This is a genomic window from Exiguobacterium sp. Leaf187 (genome assembly GCF_001423925.1).
GTDB lineage: Bacteria > Bacillota > Bacilli > Exiguobacteriales > Exiguobacteriaceae > Exiguobacterium_A > Exiguobacterium_A indicum.
This window is the reverse complement of sequence record NZ_LMPR01000009.1, coordinates 892911-910061: the sequence shown is the minus strand read 5'-3', so window position 1 is coordinate 910061 and position 17151 is coordinate 892911. Positions and strand designations below refer to the sequence as shown.

Here is a 17151-nt window from a genome sequence, read left to right as displayed (position 1 = left end):
ACACAAAGCGGACACAAGCGTGTCCGCTTTTTATATGCGGTTTGTTATGGTATATGACAGTTTGATTTGATACAATAGAACGGCTATGAAGCGAGAGAAGAGAAAGAAGGTGTTGGGATGGCAATTCCAGTCGTGGCGATCGTAGGTCGCCCAAATATCGGAAAGTCGACGATTTTTAACCGGGTGATTGGAGATCGGGTTTCAATCGTAGAAGACAAGCCAGGCGTTACCCGCGACCGTATTTACGGAACTGGAGAATGGCTGAATCGTCATTTTCATTTGATTGATACAGGTGGAATCGAAGTCGGGGATGAGCCCCTACTTCAAATGATGCGTCATCAGGCGGAGCTCGCCATTGATGAAGCGGATGTCATCATTTTCATGGTGAACGGACGCGAAGGAATTACAGCAGCGGATGAGGAAGTCGCGAACATGTTATTCCGTTCGAACAAACCGGTCGTCGTCGCTGTCAACAAAGTCGATAACTTTGAAATGCGTGATTTAATGTATGAATTTTACTCCCTTGGATTCGGAGACTTGTTCCCGATTTCTGGTACACATGGTCTTGGTCTCGGTGATTTACTTGACCGTGTCCTTGAACTCGCACCAGATAAAGAAGAATTAGAATATGACGAAAGTACGATCAAGTTTGCCTTGATTGGTCGTCCGAACGTCGGGAAATCAAGTATGACGAACTCGATTCTCGGTGAAGAACGTGTCATCGTCTCAAACATCGCTGGTACGACACGCGATGCGATTGATACACCGTTTACACGGGATGATCAAGAATACGTCATCATCGATACGGCCGGGATGCGAAAACGCGGGAAAGTCTATGAATCAACAGAACGTTTTAGCGTCATGCGTGCTCAAAAAGCAATCGAACGGGCAGATGTCGTCTGTGTCGTTCTTGATGGTGAAGAAGGCATCATCGAGCAAGATAAAAAAGTGGCGGGATATGCGCACGAAGCAGGTCGCGCGGTCATCATTGTCGTCAATAAATGGGATGCTGTCGAAAAAGATGATAAGACGATGAAAAAGATGCAAGAAGAGATCCGGGAAGAATTCCGTTTCCTTGACTATGCACCGATCGTCTTCGTCTCAGCAAAAACAAAACGTCGTTTGCAGACGTTGTTACCGGTCATTCAACAAGCAGCACACAGTCATGCACAACGGATTCAGACAAGTGTCTTGAACGATGTCATCGTTGACGCGGTCGCGATGAACCCGGCGCCGACAGATAAAGGGGTTCGTCTTCGGATCAACTATGCGACTCAAGTCGCGTCACGTCCGCCAACGTTCGTCTTGTTCGTTAATGATCCAGAATTGCTGCATTTCTCTTATAAACGATATCTTGAGAACCGGATCCGGGAAGCATTTGACTTCACAGGTACACCAATCCGGATTTTAGCCCGTCAAAAACAATAATGAGGTGAGTCAGTATGACCAAAATCGCAGTCATCGGAGCAGGGAGCTGGGGAACAGCCCTCTCGCTCGTCTTAGCTGATAATGATCAAGAAGTCATTCTTTACGGTCGTGAGCAAATGAATGTCGACCGTATCAATGAGCATCATGAAAATACGCAGTTCTTGCCAGGTGTTGCGTTACCAAAAGCATTAAAAGCAACGACGGATCTTAAAGAAGCGGTCGAAGGGGCGACGCATATCTTGATCGTCACACCATCCTCTGCGATTCGAGCGGTTTCTCGTCAACTAAATGAGTTGCTGACGGAACCTGTCGTTTTGATCCATGCATCGAAAGGAATCGAGCCAAAGACACATCTTCGGTTGTCAGAATTAATCGAAGCAGAGGTCGATCCAGCGAAGCGTAAAGCGATTTGTGTCTTGACGGGTCCATCCCATGCTGAAGAGGTCGCATTACGTAAACCGACGACGGTAACGATTGCTTCAGAAGATTTAGAAGAAGCAGGTCGTGTTCAAGAGCTGTTCACGAATGAAAACTTCCGTGTCTATCTGAATGCGGATATCATTGGCGCAGAACTCGGTGGTGCTTTGAAGAACATCATCGCGCTTGCCGCCGGGATGACGGATGGTCTTGGTTATGGTGACAACGCGAAAGCTGCTTTGATAACGCGTGGAATGGTCGAAATGGCGCGTCTCGGTACGATGCTTGGAGCTAAACCGATGACGTTTACTGGATTGACGGGAATGGGTGACTTGATCGTTACTTGTACATCGGTCCATAGTCGCAATTGGCGTGCGGGGAATGCCATCGGTCGCGGTGAAAAGTTAGAAACGGTGCTAGAAAACATGGGAATGGTCGTCGAAGGTGTTCGTGCGACACAAGCCGCCTATGATTTAGCGGAGACGAAGCAGTGCGAACTGCCAATCACTTCTGCGTTATACCACGTTCTTTTCGATGGTCATACGCCGGAAGAAGAAGTCAAAAAGTTGATGCAACGACCACAAAAAAATGAAATCGAGCATCTCTTCACGACGAAAGATTAACGGAGTGGGGTGGAAACCTTGAGTCCAGGATTAATAAAAATGTGGATCTCGTTCGCTGGCATCGGACTCTTTGCGATCAGTGTCTTGCTGGTCACGGTCAGTCGGACGAAATTGAAAGGGATATGGCAGATTCTCGTATCGACTTTGGCATTCGTCTGTTTCATCGTCGCATCGATCATCATGGTGTTCATCGTCATGGCGGGACCAAGCGCATGAAGAAGTGGTTCGTGATCCTCATGCTCATTCCGGTGACGTTGTTATCAGGTTGTCTATTTCCAGACAGTCAGAAACCGTCGAACCGCGTACCGTATCCGCAACAGTTACGTACCGTACAGGATGCTGTCGATGCGTATCAAAAAGACACGGGTGTTTTGCCCATTAAGACGATGGAAGCGGACACTCCGCTCATGGAGCGTTATCAAATCGAATTAGGGCGGCTCATTCCGCGTTATATGAGTGACCCACCATCAAACAGTTTTGAAGGTGGCGGAACATTCATCTATCTGTTAGTTGATGTCGACACGAAACCAACTGTTAAGTTGATGGATTTACTTGTTGCAGAAGAGTTACAGAAGCTCCAAGTTCGGATTGATGCGTATCGGAAGAAGAACGAAAAGTATCCGTTTAAAGGATCGTTCGGAAAAAACCAGTTTACGCTTGACTATAAAAAACTATTCATCAAAAAAGAACCGACTGTCCCAAGTCCGTATTCAGATGAAAAGTTGTCAATCTATGTCGATGGTCAAGGACGCCTCTTCATCAACTATTTACCAGAGTTGAAGAAAGCTGTTCAAACTGCGAAGAAAAAGCCGAAAGTCGGTCAAGATATTCGGTATTTGCTCTATGAAGATCAACCTTTTGTTCCTGCCTATTCTCAAAGCTACACGATAAACGAAAAAGGCGAACCTGTGTTTTCAGAGAAATCGAGCGAAGAATCTGAAAATTGAACGTTATTTACACGAAAATGTTGTAATAGCAACGTTTATGGGGTATGATTACCCTCGAAGAAGTGATTGGGAGGGGGTGAAAGTAATGAACAAAACTGAACTCATTCAAGCAGTCGTCGAAAAATCAGGTCTTACAAAAAAAGACGTGACGAAAGTTGTTGAATCAACATTCGAATCGATCACTGAGACACTTCAGTCTGGAGAAAAAGTCCAATTGATTGGATTTGGTAACTTCGAAGTCCGTGAGCGTGCAGCCCGTAAAGGTCGCAACCCACGTACGAAAGAAGATATCGAGATTCCAGCAAGTAAAGTACCTGCCTTCAAACCAGGTAAAGCATTGAAAGATGCTGTGAAGTAATCCAGCTACATAGTCGCCCGAGATTTTCTCGGGCGGCTTTTTTGTGGACATTCAGAAGCGTGAAAGCCCGCCGATTATGGTATATTAAAAAAGAAGAACGTCCATCAACGAGATGGCACTGGAGATCGGGGGGTAAAAGCATGGAACAACATGAGCTGCGCGTGGATGAAATCATCACTGCACTCACCACTAAACAAACGACACGATTGGCTCGACATGTGGATTTCCCTTCCATCGATCGTGAACAGATCAGTTGGTTGATTGATGTCGCTCAACATGACACGCTGGATACGGAAGCACTCGTCAAAGCGATTCATTTCGCACAAGTAGCGCTACGTCTGCATGAGCGTGTCAATGAAACCCTACGCGGTTCGAAGGAGCGACAGTTGCTTGTATTAGCAGGAGATTTATTCTCGAGCTACTTTTTCGAACAGCTAGCTGGGTTACCAAAAGAGATTCTCGTTTCACTCGGACGGACGATTCAACGGGTCAACGAGGCAAAGTGTGCCCTTCACGAAATGAATTATGCATCGACGGAAGAACGAGTTCTCTTATGGTTAACAGCAGAGTTCGGATTAATGCAAGGACTCGCAGCAATCACGAAACGAGAATGGCTGACACGACAGGGGCGGCAGATCATTCAACAACAGGCAGAACAATTGGATCTGGTCGCACAGAAATTACTGTTATCGCATCTCGAGCAGATGGCGGTAGCATGAGATCTTGGAAAGGGTGAGCGGTGTGCAGGCAAAAGATAAAGAAAAAAAAGTATATGAAGTGTTTCAATCGATATCAACGAACTATGATCAAATGAATTCAGTCATCAGCTTCCGACTGCATAAACTATGGAGACGCGAGACGATGCGCCGGATGCAAGTCTTCCCGGGTGCTAAATGTCTCGATCTTTGTTGTGGAACAGCGGACTGGACGATTCAACTAGCGAAAGCAGCCGGTCCGACAGGTGTCATCAAAGGACTTGATTTTTCAGAGAACATGCTAAGAGTCGGCGTGGAGAAGGTAGAAGCACTCGATATGAAAAACATCGAATTGATTCACGGAAATGCGATGGATCTACCGTTCGGTGATAACTCGTTCGATTATGTGACGATCGGGTTTGGTCTACGAAACGTACCGGATTATCTACAGGTCATCAAAGAGATGCATCGTGTCTTAAAACCAGGTGGAACGGTCGTCTGTCTCGAGACGAGTCAACCGACGGCACCGATTTTCCGCGAGGCATATTCATTGTATTTCGGAAAAATCATGCCACAAGTCGGGCGATTGCTTGCGAAATCATACGATCAATACAACTGGCTACAAGAATCGACGGAAGTGTTCCTCGACCGCGTCGAACTGAAACAACTCTTCGAACAGGCAGGCTTCATGCAAGTGGAAGTCAAGGCATTCGCGGGTGGGGCTGCTGCGATGCACCTTGGGAAGAAGTGGTGAGATGTCACTGCATTCCATATACCGTGATGTCACGAAGGAAGTTAATTTAGTCGATCGTTTTCTGATCAGTCATATCGCTTCTGAGGAACCAACGATCGATGCGGCAGGAAAGCAACTGTTGAAGGCTGGTGGAAAACGGATTCGACCGGCATTCGTATTGTTAGCGTCTAAATTCGGTGAAGCAGATCGGGATGAGCTGATTCGTGTGGCGGCCAGTCTTGAGCTCGTCCATATGGCATCACTCGTTCATGACGATGTCATTGATGACGCGGAACTACGACGAGGGAAACCGACTGTCATGCAATACTTTGATGAAGAAGTCGCACTGTATTCCGGGAACTATCTGTTTGGAGAGGCGATTCGATTGATTGGTGAAGTCGGAAAGCCGGAACTTGTCCAAGTGATGGTCCATACGATGCGTGAAATTTGCGAAGGTGAGATTGAACAAATCTATGACCAATATGATTGGGAACAGTCGATTAAACGCTACATCAAACGGATCGAACGAAAAACAGCCATTCTCATCGAAGCGAGTTGTCACCTAGGTGCCATTGTTGCGAACTGTTCTGCAGCCGATACGAAAGCGTTACGGTTGTTTGGACGAGATATCGGACTTGCGTTTCAAATTGCTGACGATTTGCTTGATTTCACAGCGAATCGCACAGAACTTGGTAAGCCCGTAGCAGAGGATTTGCGTCATGGACACAAAACATTACCTGTCTTTTATGGTGCAGAAGATGCTGTCTTTTATGAACGTCTTTCAAAAATCGAGAGTATGCCAACACATGAAGAAGTCGCACCTTTATTGTCGTTTCTTCAAACTTCAGGAGCTCTTGAACGAACGCAACAAACAGTCGATCATTACATCCATCGTGCCATCAAACGTCTCGAACCATTACCTAAATCCTCTGCGAAGCGATCGCTTGAAGAAGTCGCGCGCTACGTTGGAAAACGAAAAGGTTGAAGATTGTCAAAAATTTCTTGCTGTTCTTCTTAAAAGCCAGTAAACTGACTATGTAAGCGCTTTTCTAAAAGCATTTCATAGGGGGAACTAGAGATGGAACAGACATTTTTGATGGTCAAACCGGATGGCGTAGAACGTGGATTGATTGGGGAAATCATTGGACGGATCGAACGCAAAGGATTCATCATTCGTGAAATGAAAATGATGAACGTCACAGAAGAGTTAGCAAAAGCACATTACGAAGAGCATGCGGAGAAACCGTTCTTTGGAGAGTTGGTCACTTTCCTCACATCAGGTCCTGTCGTTGCACTTCGTGTCGAGGGTGCAGACGTCGTTGCCGTCTCGCGTTTGATGATCGGGAAAACAAAACCACTTGAAGCAGCACCTGGAACGATCCGTGGTGATTTCGCGAACACGATGAGTGAGAACGTCATCCATGGTTCAGATAGTGTCGAGAGTGCGGAGCGTGAGCTTGCCCTCTGGTTTCAAGGACAGCCAGTCAACGCGTAATTCATGAATAGAAAGACAACGGGGAAGGGATTCGATTTGATCGAATCCCTTTTGTCGTGTTCTTGTAAAACGGAATGACCCAATTGTCGAATTGCTTTTTGGAATGCCTATAGCTTTATGCTACTATAGAAAATAAGTTGAACCGGTCATGGAGATGACCATTCGATATCGAGAGTGAGCGAGGTGTGCCAATTGGAAGATTATGAACTTTTTATTCAACGATTCAAGACCAAATCAGGGATTGATCTCGGTCAGTATAAAGAAGCACAGATGAAACGGCGATTGACGGCGTTACGTGACAAAAAAGGATATAGTACATTTGCTTCTTATATGCAGGCAATGGATAAGGACACATCGTTATACGACGAGTTTTTAGATCGAATGACGATCAATGTCAGTGAATTTTTCCGTAATCCGATTCGTTGGCAACAATTGGAACAAGATATCTTACCGATCCTAGAGTCGCGAGCACATGGACGAATCCGGACGTGGAGCGCAGCTTGTTCGACCGGAGAAGAACCATACTCCCTTGCGATGATTTTAAGTGAACGGCTCGATCCATCCGCCTTTACGATTCAAGCAACAGATTTGGATGAACTCGTCCTAGAAAAAGCCAAGCTTGGTCGATACGGAGCTTCTGCATTGAATGAAGTCGTCGAAGCGCGTAAAAAGAAATACTTCATTGAGCAAGAGCAAACGTTCGAAGTCGTTCCGGAAATCAAACGACTCGTTCGTTTCAGTAAACATAATCTGTTAGGAGACCGGTACGATACGGGGTTTGATTTAATCATCTGCCGCAACGTGCTGATTTATTTTACAGAAGAAGCGAAAGCGCACGTCTATCGTTCGTTCGTCGAGGCCTTAAAGCCAGGCGGAATCTTATTCGTTGGTGGAACGGAACAAATTTTCCAACCCGAACGGTTTGGGTTAAAGATGAAACAGAGCTTCTTTTACGAAAAAATCGGTTGATCAGGAAGGGATGAAGCGAATGCGTTACATGACAGCAGGAGAATCACATGGAAAAGGATTGACCGTCATCATCGATGGGATGCCAGCAGGACTCACGATTGATTTCGAAGCCATCCAGCGTGAAATGACACGTCGCCAAGGCGGATACGGACGCGGACGACGCATGCAAATCGAACAGGATCAAATCGATGCGCGTGGCGGGATCCGTCATGGATACACGACAGGATCACCGATCAGTTTGTTCATCGAGAATAAGGATCATACGCACTGGACACAAGTCATGCAAGCGGAACCGCTCGAAGAACAGTTGGAGCGCCCGCGGACGTTGACGCGTCCACGCCCCGGACATGCGGATCTCGTTGGTGGATTGAAGTACGGTCATCGCGATTTACGCGATGTACTAGAACGTTCTTCCGCTCGTGAGACGGCAGCACGTGTTGCCGTCGGCGCCTTCGCTAAACAATTACTGAATGAACTCGGGATTGAAGTGTTCTCGCACGTACGGTCGATTGGTGGCATCGATGCACCGTGGAAAGATCCCGTCGAACATCAGGAAACGATTGACGCTTCACCCGTTCGCTGTGCTGACGAACAAGCAGGGCAACGGATGATGGAGGAAATTGATGCGGCCAAAAAAGAAGGGGATACACTCGGCGGTGAAATCGAAGTCGTCGTGACGGGCATGATGCCAGGAGTCGGATCCTTCACTCAAAACGATTTAAAGCTCGACAGTCGAATTGCGCAAGCTGTCATCAGCGTCAATGCGATGAAATCAGTCGGTTTTGGTGACGGATATGAACTCGGTCGTCGCAAGGGGAGTACCGTCCAAGATGAAATCGTTCATGATGCATCCGGCTATCATCGGCGGACGAACCATCTAGGCGGAATCGAAGGTGGAATGTCGACAGGCATGCCGATTCGCGTCCAAATTGCGATGAAGCCGATTCCGACGCTCTATCGTCCACTACAATCAGTCGATATCGAGACGAAGGAAGCATTCACGGCACAAATCGAACGAAGTGATGCCTGTGCCGTTCCGGCCGCATCGGTTGTTCTAGAAGCCGTCGTCGCGTTTGAGATTGCGGTCGCTATCCTTGAAATGTTCGGGACATCGACACTCGATCGCCTTCAGGCTGCCGTCGCTGCTTACAAAGAGGAGGTCCGGACGTTTTGATCGAATTTGATATCCGGTTGAACACGTCATATCCAGTACTTATCGGAAATGGGGCATTAGCCCGGTTATCGCATCTTTCCGCGCTGAACGAGGCGGACCGCATCTGGGTCATCACGGATGAAACGGTACATCACTTGCAGATGGATCGATTGCAGAATGCGTTAGCGGATGTATCACCGTCGATCGACGTTCATATCAGCACTGTTGCGCCTGGGGAGCACAGTAAGTCGCTTGCCGTTTATGGCGCTATACTCGAAGAAGGGGTTCGGTATGGGATGACACGTCATAGCCTGATCCTTGCGTTTGGCGGTGGAATGATTGGTGATTTAGCGGGATTCGTCGCGGCAACCTTTTTGCGCGGCATCCCGTTCATTCAAATTCCGACGACACTGTTAGCGCACGATTCAAGTGTTGGTGGAAAGGTTGGTCTTAACCTCTCCTTCGGTAAAAACTTAGTCGGTGCATTTTATCAGCCAAGTGGTGTCGTGTATGATTTAATGCTCCTTCAGACATTACCAGACCGGGAATGGCGAAGTGGCTTCTTTGAGTTAGTCAAGCATGGGTTCCTTGCGCGACCATCATTTGCGGATTCGTTACTCGATATTTCGCTGGATGCTGTCAAAGGACTCGATTTGGAAGACTGGCTCGCACGGGGGATTAATGTGAAACGGGATATCGTCGAGCAAGATGAGACGGAGCAAGGGATGCGTGCCTTCTTGAATTATGGACATACATTCGGTCATGCCGTTGAATATGCGAGTCCTGGTCTTGCGCATGGCGAGGCCGTAGGGATCGGACTTGTCTTCGTCAAGTTCTTAGAAGGAAATGACGAACAGGCGAAGCAGCTCGGGCAATTGCTCCATCGTCTTGGAACGGAATTACCGGATCGACAATCGTTTAAGACCTATCTTGAACTGATGCGTCGCGACAAGAAGAACCACCAAGCAACGATTCGATTCGTCCTTGAAAAAGAAGGGCGCTTCATTTTAGAAGCGATCAGCGAAGAACGATTGCGCCAAGCATTCAATCAAACAGTGAGGTGTCTAGAATGGGCTTAAGAGGAACAGTACAAGTACCTGGCGATAAATCAATGACGCACCGTGCTTTCCTGTTCGGCGGAATCGCCGAGGGAACGACACGTGTCAGAAACGCACTTGAAGGGGCCGATTGTCTTGCTTCACTAGAAGCGATGCAGGCGCTCGGTGCACAAATCGATCGAACATCAGAGGAAATTCGGATTACCGGAACGGATACGTTCCAAGAAGCGACGATCGATTGCGGAAACTCGGGGACGACGATTCGTCTCTTGAGCGGTATCCTAGCAGGCGGTCAAGCGACATATGCGCTCGATGGCGACGCTTCCTTGCGCAGACGTCCGATGAAACGGATCACGGAACCGCTTGCCTTATTCGGAGCGAACATCACAGGTGAGACGGCGCCGCTTCACATCACAGGAACGCCGCTTGTCGGAACGACGTATACGTTGCCAGTCGCAAGTGCACAAGTGAAAAGTGCCGTGTTGCTCGCAGGTCTGCATGCGACGGGTGAGACGACAGTCATCGAGCCGATCCTGTCACGCGACCATACGGAACGGATGTTGCCGCAGTTCGGTGTTGACGTAACGATCGATGAACGCGAGGATGGTCGGCACATTCGTGTTCAAGGTCCTGTACGCTTACAAGCAACGTCACTCGACATTCCAGGCGATCCATCGTCAGCAGCGTTTTGGTGGACGGCAGCAGCAATCGGGCAGGATAGTCGCATCACGACGACCCACGTCTTGATGAATCCGACACGGATCGGTTTTTTACAGACGTTACGCCAGATGGGTGCAAGTGTCGAAATCAATCATCGCTCAGAAGACGGTGGAGAGGAGACGGCAGATGTGACCGTCGAGACGACATCATTACAAGCAATCACGGTCGAAGGTGATCAGATTCCATCCTTGATTGATGAGATTCCGTTACTCGCTTTGCTTGCGACGCAAGCGGAAGGACGAACAATCATTCGCGATGCACAAGAGCTTCGTGTCAAGGAAACGGATCGGATCGAGACCGTCGTGACGGCATTACAGCGTCTTGGAGCGAATATCGAGGCAACGGATGACGGCATGATCATCGAAGGACCGACACCTCTGCAAGCAGCGGAAGTCGACAGTGCAGGTGATCACCGGCTTGCGATGATGTTGACGATTGCGGCGACGATCAATCCAGAAATTATGGTTCATGGACGCGAAGTAGTTGAAGTCAGCTACCCAACGTTCTATGATGATTTAAAGAAACTTCAATCCGACCAATCTGAGTAAGCAAGAGGCGGATGACAGAAAGTGGGGCGTTTGCCTTGAATGAACAACTATTGAATGGCATCATCGAAGAATTGGAACACGGTCACACCTCAGAAGCGTTAGCAGCATTAGAAAAACTCGAAAAGACAGGAACGGATGAGGACCGCCTCGCCGTAGCCGATCTCTATATCGAACTCGGATTGTCTGACCGGGCGGTCGATCTCTTGGCGCCACTTTACGTCGAATATGCGGGTAATGCGGGAGTCGCCTTGTTACTAGCAGAGTGTTATATCGATTTGGATCGCGAAGAAGAAGCAATCTCCGTCCTCGAGCAGGTCGACACAACAGACTCGGAATATGGTCCGCGTTCTCTCGTATTACTCGCTGACCTCTATCAGTCGCAAGGTCTTGACGAAGTAGCGTTAGCGAAACTGAAGGAAGCGCGTAACCTTGCACCGGACGAACCGTTACTGGCATACGGTTTGGCTGAGCTCTACATGACGCTCGGTGCGTTTGATCAGGCGGTACCGTTATTCGCCGAAATCGCGGAGCGACCAGAGTTACGTGCTGAATTGCCGCTCGATGCCCTTTACGCGGAATCACTCGCGATGACAGGACAATTTGAAGATGCGATTCCACTGTACGAACGTGCTGTCGCAGAACGCTCCGACTTGCATACACTGTTTGGTCTTGCGATGACGGCTCACCGTGTCGGTCAACACCAAAAAGCGGTCGAGACATTCCAGCAATTGATTGCACAGGATCCGGACTATACGTCGGCGTACGTACCATACGCGGAAAGCCAAGCCGAACTTGGTTTGACAAAAGAAGCGCTGAACGTCATCAAACAGGGAATGGAGCGCGACGATTACAATGATGAGTTGCGGACGATGGAAGCCTTGTTCCTTCTAAAACTCGGCGATCGCGCTGGAAGCGTCCAAGCGCTGCGTGAGGCGCTTGCCTTGAATCCGGAATCAATCGTCGCAGCGGAACGCTTGCTGTCGTTGCTTGCTGAAGACGAGGACCACGAAGCGATGATCGAGACGATCTCTGCCATCGAAGAACACGTCACGGCTCCGATTCTAACATGGTACCGGGCACGCGCTTTGTATGCCTTAGAGGAATACACACAAGCGATGGAGAATTATGCGATAGTCGAAGGTGCATTCACGGAAGATGCGCTCTTCTTGAAAGAGTATGGATTCGCACTCGTCGAGGAAGGACGGCGTGAAGAGGGACAACGTCTTCTCCGCCGCGCTGCTAAGTTGACACCAGAAGATAACGAACTTGTCGACTATGTTGAACGAATGGATGGATGACTTCACGGGAGAAGGGAGTAGGATTGAGATGATAGAGAGAAAGCAGCGATTCTTACGCCGCATCTTGACCTATTACACGTTAAAGCGACGGGAAGCGAAATGGATCATCGATTATTGGCTGCGCAATGAGGCAAAACTCGAGCAAGTACACTTCGTTCAAAATGCGACATTCGCTCCGAAGGCAATCATCATGACGACATACGGATTCGACGCAGAACCGTTTCTCTTCAAAAAAGGGGATGTCACGACGTTAGATCCAGAAAAAGCGTATCATGACATCCGCCTGACATCGGAAGATATCTATATCGAGTTGAACTTCCAAGGTATGATGATGGATGACGAGTATTTGTCTTTACTAGAAGAAAATCCGTTTCGCCCAGAAGTTGCTGTTGAACCGCGCTTAGCGGATGAAGCGACACATTTCATCGCCGTCACGGTCAATCGGCAGGAAGAAGAACGTTTAGTCCGCTTGATTGATGAAGCGCTGGATGCACGCGATCAACATCGATTCCACTCTCTTTCCGAACAGTTACGGCTCGTTCGAAGTCAACTTCCTTAACAGAAGGACTCTATTGCCCAGCAGAGGTAGTAGGGTCCTTTCGTATGTGAAGATTTGTGCAAAATATGAAGAAAAATAGAGTGGAATTTCATAAAACGTTCACATTAAGAGAGTAGGAGGAAATGCGGATATGATACATTAAATGTGACGAATTGTAAGTACGAAGAAAGGGGGAAATGACTTGCGTTTCAAACCATCCGACGTACAGCGGACACGAAGCGAGCAAGCGTACATCGATACGCTGATCGTGCCTTTGCTTCCGGTCGGTTTCGATGAGGCGATGCATGCTTACGCGGAATGCGCAGACATGACATTGACGGTGGCGTCCGAAGTCGAACGCCAGCTATCCGGACGGGCGTTGCTCGTTCCTGCTCTGACCTATATCGATGCACCGTCGATCGAACAGTTGGAAGGATGGCGTCAAGCGGCTGCTTCCGGGCAATTCCGTTTCATCACCTTCATCACTGCTGATTTAAGGTGGAAGGAGACTGCCGCCGAAGAGATTATCTACGTGCCACGTCTAGCTCTTGAGACGATGAGTCGTGACCAACAAGGTCAGATGGTCGGGAATTTCGTAGGACAAGTTCTCGAACAGTTAGGAAACCGTTGGACCGCGCTATGAAGCGGTTGACGCAATGATTTTATTAAGATACTATTACCATGTGAGAAATTTGTGTGAAGTACTGTCGTCTTGGGGCACAGCGTACATCACAAGGGGGGATCGAGATGGCTCAAAACGGGTCTAACGTAACACGTCGTCAGTTCTTGACGTATACATTGACAGGCGTCGGCGGTTTCATGGCTGCGACAATGGTCATGCCGATGGTCAACTTCGCAGTTGATCCAGTCCTGAAGAAATCAGGAGCAGGCGATAAAGTAAAAGTAATGAAGTTGTCGGATATCACGACAGAACCAAAACGGGTCGACTTCAAGAAACAAACGCAAGATGCGTGGTATGAGTTCGAAGAAACATTGTCTGCTTGGGTGTTCAAAGATGATAAGGGAGAAATTTTAGCCCTCTCACCAATTTGTAAACACTTAGGTTGCCAAGTCAGCTTCGGCGCAGATCCGACGCACCCGGAGCAATTCTATTGCCCATGTCACTTCGGACGGTATACGAAGGATGGCACGAACGTACCTGGTACGCCTCCGACGAAACCACTCGATGAGTATGAAATGCAACAGAAAGATGGTTACCTCTACCTTGGTAAACCAGTCGAAAGAGGTGCGTAAGCGATGATGCAAAAAATCTATGATTGGATCGATGAGCGCGTTGACATTACGCCGCTTTGGCGAGATATCGCCGATCATGAAGTACCGGAGCACGTCAACCCGGCACATAACTTTTCAGCTTTCGTTTATTGTTTTGGCGGATTGACGTTCTTTACGATCGTCATCCAGATTCTTTCGGGGATGTTCTTGACGATGTATTACGTACCGGACATCATCAACGCACACGCGTCCGTCTACTATCTTCAAAATGAAGTCGCACACGGACAAATCGTTCGTGGTATGCACCACTGGGGTGCGTCGGTCGTTATCGTAATGTTGTTCCTACATACATTACGTGTCTTCTTCACTGGTTCATACAAGAAACCACGTGAATTGAACTGGGTTGTCGGAGTGCTCTTGTTCTTCGTCGTCTTAGCTCTCGGTCTGACAGGATACCTATTGCCTTGGGACATGAAAGCGTTGTTCGCGACAAAAGTTACGATTCAGATTGCTGAAAGTATTCCGGTCATCGGTGGTATCGCGAAGACCCTCCTTGCGGGTGGAGAAATCGTCGGCGCAAGTACAATCGCTCGATTCTTTGCGATTCACGTCTTCTTCCTTCCTGCAGCATTGTTCGTCTTGCTCGGGGCCCACTTCATGATGATCCGTAAACAAGGGATCTCTGGACCACTTTAAACCGACTATCATCTAGACAACAAAAAAGGGGGAGAACACGATGCATCGTGGTAAAGGAATGAAATTCGTCACCGATTCACGGGTGTCGATCAACAACCGGATGCCGAACAAGTCGAAAGACTACTCGGAATATCCAGGTCGAACGGAAGCGTTCTGGCCAAACTTCTTACTTCGCGAATGGATGGTTGGAGCGGTCTTCTTGATCGGCTTCATGACATTGACAATCGTAGAAGCAGCACCACTTCAAAACATTGCCGATCCGACGAATACGTCGTACATTCCACTTCCGGACTGGTACTTCCTATTCCTCTATCAGCTCTTGAAATACCAATTCGCTGCAGGTCCATACATCTTGATGGGAACGGTCATCCTCCCAGGTCTTGCGTTCACAGCACTTCTCGTCGCGCCATGGCTCGACCAAGGTCTTGAACGTCGTCCTGCGAAACGTCCGATCGCAGTCAGCATGATGCTCCTCGCAGTCGTCTCGATCGTCTTCTTGACTTGGGAATCTGTTCAAACGACTCACTGGGATACAATCCATAAACAAGGTGAATTGACGATGAACGAAGGACCAAAAATTGATACATCGGCTAAAGGATTTGAAATTTATTCGAATCAGTCATGTGTCAACTGTCACGGTAAGAACCTCGAGGGTGGAGCAGCAGCTCCGGCACTCGTTGGTACGAAAAAGACAGAAAAAGAAATTTATGATATCGCAGTCAAAGGTATCGGTTCGATGCCTGCTGGTCAGTTCAAAGGATCAGATGCCGATCATAAAGAACTCGCGAAATTCATCGCTTCATACGGTGAAGGCGGCGAAAACAATAAATAAGCCAAAAGCCGGGGGAGCAATCCTCCGGCTTTTGTCGATGATGAGGTGAAACGATTGCAAGGTATTTTGACATTACTCCGACATAAAGCCGTACTCTGGATTGTCGGGTTGATCAACTTAGCAGGCACATTATACGGTTACTACTGGTATGAACCACAACTTGCGACATCGAAGTGGTATTACTATCCGTTCATTCCGGATAGCCCGACTGCATCCCTGTTCTTTACGATCATCGTCTTTCTTTGGATTTTCGGACGACGTTCCCGCTTGTTTGAAGCGCTCGCGTTCGTGACATTGATCAAATACGGGGTCTGGGCAGTTGTCATGAATGCGTTGATGTTGAATCAACTCGGAACGGAGAATTCGTTCTTAACAGCAATGGCACTGATGTTGATGGTATCGCACGGAGCGATGGCGTTCCAGGCGTTGTTATACAGTCCGCTAATGACGTTTCGTGTCAAGGAACTCGTCCTCGTCGCCATCTGGGTCATCCACAACGATGTCGTCGATTATGTTCTTGGTCAGTGGCCGCGTTACCCGGCACTTGCGGAGCATATCCAGTGGATCGGATATGGTTCCTTCTGGTTGACCGGAATATGTCTTTTGATGGGATATCTGCTCGTCGCGCGCGATTCAATTGACAATAAGATCACTTGAACATAAAATAGACCTATAATCAAAAAAAAGAAAGGAACGATGTCTCGTGGCAAACTATTTGATCTATCTCGCGATCATCATCATCGTCCCGATCTGGGCTCAGATGCGGGTGCGGAGCACCTATAAAAAATATCAAGATGTTCCGATTCAGAGTGGGGTGACGGGAGCGCAGGTCGCAGACTTCATCATGAAGCAGAACGGCATCACGAACGTCCGTCTTGAGCCAATCGGTGGAACAATGTCCGACCATTATGACCCGACGAACAAAGTCGTTCGTTTGTCGGAAGACGTCTATTACGGTTCGACGGTCTCAGCCGTTTCGATCGCAGCGCACGAAATCGGTCACGTCATTCAAGATGCGACGGATTACAACATGATGCGTGTCCGTCACCGGATCGCACCTGTCGCGTCGATCACATCGAACTTATCGTTTCCACTGTTGTTGATCGGTCTGTTCGCTGGTTTCAGTGGTCTTGCGATGCTTGGTGTCGTCTTGATGCTTGGTGCCGTCATCTTCCAACTCGTCACGTTACCGGTCGAGTTTGATGCCTCAAATCGAGCGATGGCGCAGTTGACGGAGCATGGTATCATTGATGCCGAAGAAGAACGTGGTTCACGTCGTGTCTTGAACGCAGCGGCTTGGACGTACGTGGCAGCAACACTCGTTGCTGTTGCCGAGTTCCTTCGTCTCGCACTGCTCGTCTTCAACCCGTCAAGTGATGACTAAAACGAAAAACACGGATTGCTCGTTTG

The 17151-nt window shown here is 48.4% G+C and carries 21 protein-coding genes; all 21 read left to right on the top strand.

The genetic code is table 11. The features are described 5' to 3' along the window. Nucleotides 1-117: 117 nt before the first annotated feature. The 21 genes from der to ASF99_RS08990 all read left to right on the top strand — a co-directional run bounded on the left by der (nucleotide 118) and on the right by ASF99_RS08990 (nucleotide 17125). Nucleotides 118-1428 (top strand): ribosome biogenesis GTPase Der, encoded by a 1311-nt coding sequence (der, locus tag ASF99_RS09085; protein ID WP_023468646.1) that lies wholly within the window; start codon nucleotides 118-120, stop codon nucleotides 1426-1428. A gap of 14 nt (nucleotides 1429-1442) precedes the next feature. Next, nucleotides 1443-2468 (top strand): NAD(P)H-dependent glycerol-3-phosphate dehydrogenase, encoded by a 1026-nt coding sequence (locus tag ASF99_RS09080; RefSeq protein ID WP_023468645.1) that lies wholly within the window; start codon nucleotides 1443-1445, stop codon nucleotides 2466-2468. A gap of 39 nt (nucleotides 2469-2507) precedes the next feature. Continuing rightward, nucleotides 2508-2684: a DUF2768 domain-containing protein gene (locus ASF99_RS17100; RefSeq protein WP_023468644.1), complete on the top strand. Its 177-nt coding sequence runs from the start codon at nucleotides 2508-2510 to the stop codon at nucleotides 2682-2684. After that, nucleotides 2681-3415 carry a hypothetical protein gene (locus tag ASF99_RS09075; RefSeq protein WP_035396816.1) on the top strand — a complete coding sequence of 245 codons (735 nt, stop codon included), beginning with the start codon at nucleotides 2681-2683 and terminating at the stop codon, nucleotides 3413-3415. Before ASF99_RS17100 ends, ASF99_RS09075 begins: the two co-directional genes overlap by 4 nt. 85 nt (nucleotides 3416-3500) lie before the next feature. After that, entirely contained in the window at nucleotides 3501-3773 is a 273-nt protein-coding gene (locus tag ASF99_RS09070) for an HU family DNA-binding protein (RefSeq protein ID WP_012370671.1), read from the top strand. A gap of 140 nt (nucleotides 3774-3913) precedes the next feature. Further along, entirely contained in the window at nucleotides 3914-4492 is a 579-nt protein-coding gene (locus ASF99_RS09065) for a heptaprenyl diphosphate synthase component 1 (RefSeq protein ID WP_023468642.1), read from the top strand. A 22-nt stretch (nucleotides 4493-4514) separates the two neighbouring features. After that, nucleotides 4515-5222 (top strand): demethylmenaquinone methyltransferase, encoded by a 708-nt coding sequence (locus ASF99_RS09060; protein WP_023468641.1) that lies wholly within the window; start codon nucleotides 4515-4517, stop codon nucleotides 5220-5222. A 1-nt stretch (nucleotide 5223) separates the two neighbouring features. After that, complete coding sequence (locus tag ASF99_RS09055) at nucleotides 5224-6186, top strand: polyprenyl synthetase family protein (RefSeq protein WP_023468640.1); 963 nt, start codon at nucleotides 5224-5226, stop codon at nucleotides 6184-6186. Nucleotides 6187-6279: 93 nt separating this feature from the next. Beyond that, nucleotides 6280-6696, top strand: a complete 417-nt coding sequence (gene ndk, locus ASF99_RS09050) for a nucleoside-diphosphate kinase (RefSeq protein ID WP_023468639.1) — start codon at nucleotides 6280-6282, stop codon at nucleotides 6694-6696. Nucleotides 6697-6888: 192 nt separating this feature from the next. Continuing rightward, a complete protein-coding gene (locus tag ASF99_RS09045) occupies nucleotides 6889-7665 on the top strand; it encodes a CheR family methyltransferase (RefSeq protein ID WP_023468638.1) in 777 nt (258 codons plus the stop codon). A gap of 19 nt (nucleotides 7666-7684) precedes the next feature. Beyond that, nucleotides 7685-8839 carry a chorismate synthase gene (aroC, locus tag ASF99_RS09040; RefSeq protein ID WP_035396818.1) on the top strand — a complete coding sequence of 385 codons (1155 nt, stop codon included), beginning with the start codon at nucleotides 7685-7687 and terminating at the stop codon, nucleotides 8837-8839. Further along, nucleotides 8836-9897 carry a 3-dehydroquinate synthase gene (gene aroB, locus ASF99_RS09035; RefSeq protein ID WP_055968611.1) on the top strand — a complete coding sequence of 354 codons (1062 nt, stop codon included), beginning with the start codon at nucleotides 8836-8838 and terminating at the stop codon, nucleotides 9895-9897. The genes aroC and aroB overlap by 4 nt, the downstream gene beginning before the upstream one ends. Then, the gene (gene aroA, locus ASF99_RS09030; protein ID WP_055968609.1) at nucleotides 9888-11144 is read left to right on the top strand and encodes a 3-phosphoshikimate 1-carboxyvinyltransferase; all 1257 of its coding nucleotides are present in this window, start codon (nucleotides 9888-9890) and stop codon (nucleotides 11142-11144) included. The genes aroB and aroA overlap by 10 nt, the downstream gene beginning before the upstream one ends. 11 nt (nucleotides 11145-11155) lie before the next feature. Beyond that, complete coding sequence (locus tag ASF99_RS09025; RefSeq protein ID WP_235515915.1) at nucleotides 11156-12442, top strand: tetratricopeptide repeat protein; 1287 nt, start codon at nucleotides 11156-11158, stop codon at nucleotides 12440-12442. Nucleotides 12443-12470: 28 nt separating this feature from the next. Then, nucleotides 12471-13001 (top strand): ReoY family proteolytic degradation factor, encoded by a 531-nt coding sequence (locus ASF99_RS09020; protein WP_029342003.1) that lies wholly within the window; start codon nucleotides 12471-12473, stop codon nucleotides 12999-13001. A 181-nt stretch (nucleotides 13002-13182) separates the two neighbouring features. Next, nucleotides 13183-13623 (top strand): DUF2487 family protein, encoded by a 441-nt coding sequence (locus ASF99_RS09015; protein ID WP_023468632.1) that lies wholly within the window; start codon nucleotides 13183-13185, stop codon nucleotides 13621-13623. Nucleotides 13624-13727: 104 nt separating this feature from the next. After that, complete coding sequence (locus tag ASF99_RS09010) at nucleotides 13728-14234, top strand: ubiquinol-cytochrome c reductase iron-sulfur subunit (RefSeq protein WP_035396830.1); 507 nt, start codon at nucleotides 13728-13730, stop codon at nucleotides 14232-14234. 3 nt (nucleotides 14235-14237) lie between these two features. Next, nucleotides 14238-14909 carry a menaquinol-cytochrome c reductase cytochrome b subunit gene (gene qcrB, locus ASF99_RS09005; protein WP_012370658.1) on the top strand — a complete coding sequence of 224 codons (672 nt, stop codon included), beginning with the start codon at nucleotides 14238-14240 and terminating at the stop codon, nucleotides 14907-14909. A 40-nt stretch (nucleotides 14910-14949) separates the two neighbouring features. Next, entirely contained in the window at nucleotides 14950-15741 is a 792-nt protein-coding gene (locus ASF99_RS09000) for a menaquinol-cytochrome c reductase cytochrome b/c subunit (RefSeq protein ID WP_055968607.1), read from the top strand. A gap of 54 nt (nucleotides 15742-15795) precedes the next feature. Then, entirely contained in the window at nucleotides 15796-16398 is a 603-nt protein-coding gene (locus ASF99_RS08995; protein ID WP_055968605.1) for a DUF1405 domain-containing protein, read from the top strand. Between the two features lie 46 nt (nucleotides 16399-16444). Beyond that, nucleotides 16445-17125 (top strand): zinc metallopeptidase, encoded by a 681-nt coding sequence (locus ASF99_RS08990; RefSeq protein ID WP_023468628.1) that lies wholly within the window; start codon nucleotides 16445-16447, stop codon nucleotides 17123-17125. Nucleotides 17126-17151: the final 26 nt, after the last annotated feature.

Excerpts from the sequence above, each read along its gene's own strand:
- der (WP_023468646.1), top strand. The coding sequence starts at position 118 with ATGGCAATTCCAGTCGTGGCGATCGTAGGTCGCCCAAATATCGGAAAG.
- ASF99_RS09080 (WP_023468645.1), top strand. The coding sequence starts at position 1,443 with ATGACCAAAATCGCAGTCATCGGAGCAGGGAGCTGGGGAACAGCCCTC.
- ASF99_RS17100 (WP_023468644.1), top strand. The coding sequence starts at position 2,508 with ATGTGGATCTCGTTCGCTGGCATCGGACTCTTTGCGATCAGTGTCTTG.
- ASF99_RS09075 (WP_035396816.1), top strand. The coding sequence starts at position 2,681 with ATGAAGAAGTGGTTCGTGATCCTCATGCTCATTCCGGTGACGTTGTTA.
- ASF99_RS09070 (WP_012370671.1), top strand. The coding sequence starts at position 3,501 with ATGAACAAAACTGAACTCATTCAAGCAGTCGTCGAAAAATCAGGTCTT.
- ASF99_RS09065 (WP_023468642.1), top strand. The coding sequence starts at position 3,914 with ATGGAACAACATGAGCTGCGCGTGGATGAAATCATCACTGCACTCACC.
- ASF99_RS09055 (WP_023468640.1), top strand. The coding sequence starts at position 5,224 with ATGTCACTGCATTCCATATACCGTGATGTCACGAAGGAAGTTAATTTA.
- ndk (WP_023468639.1), top strand. The coding sequence starts at position 6,280 with ATGGAACAGACATTTTTGATGGTCAAACCGGATGGCGTAGAACGTGGA.
- aroC (WP_035396818.1), top strand. The coding sequence starts at position 7,685 with ATGCGTTACATGACAGCAGGAGAATCACATGGAAAAGGATTGACCGTC.
- aroA (WP_055968609.1), top strand. The coding sequence starts at position 9,888 with ATGGGCTTAAGAGGAACAGTACAAGTACCTGGCGATAAATCAATGACG.
- ASF99_RS09025 (WP_235515915.1), top strand. The coding sequence starts at position 11,156 with ATGACAGAAAGTGGGGCGTTTGCCTTGAATGAACAACTATTGAATGGC.
- ASF99_RS09020 (WP_029342003.1), top strand. The coding sequence starts at position 12,471 with ATGATAGAGAGAAAGCAGCGATTCTTACGCCGCATCTTGACCTATTAC.
- ASF99_RS09010 (WP_035396830.1), top strand. The coding sequence starts at position 13,728 with ATGGCTCAAAACGGGTCTAACGTAACACGTCGTCAGTTCTTGACGTAT.
- qcrB (WP_012370658.1), top strand. The coding sequence starts at position 14,238 with ATGATGCAAAAAATCTATGATTGGATCGATGAGCGCGTTGACATTACG.
- ASF99_RS09000 (WP_055968607.1), top strand. The coding sequence starts at position 14,950 with ATGCATCGTGGTAAAGGAATGAAATTCGTCACCGATTCACGGGTGTCG.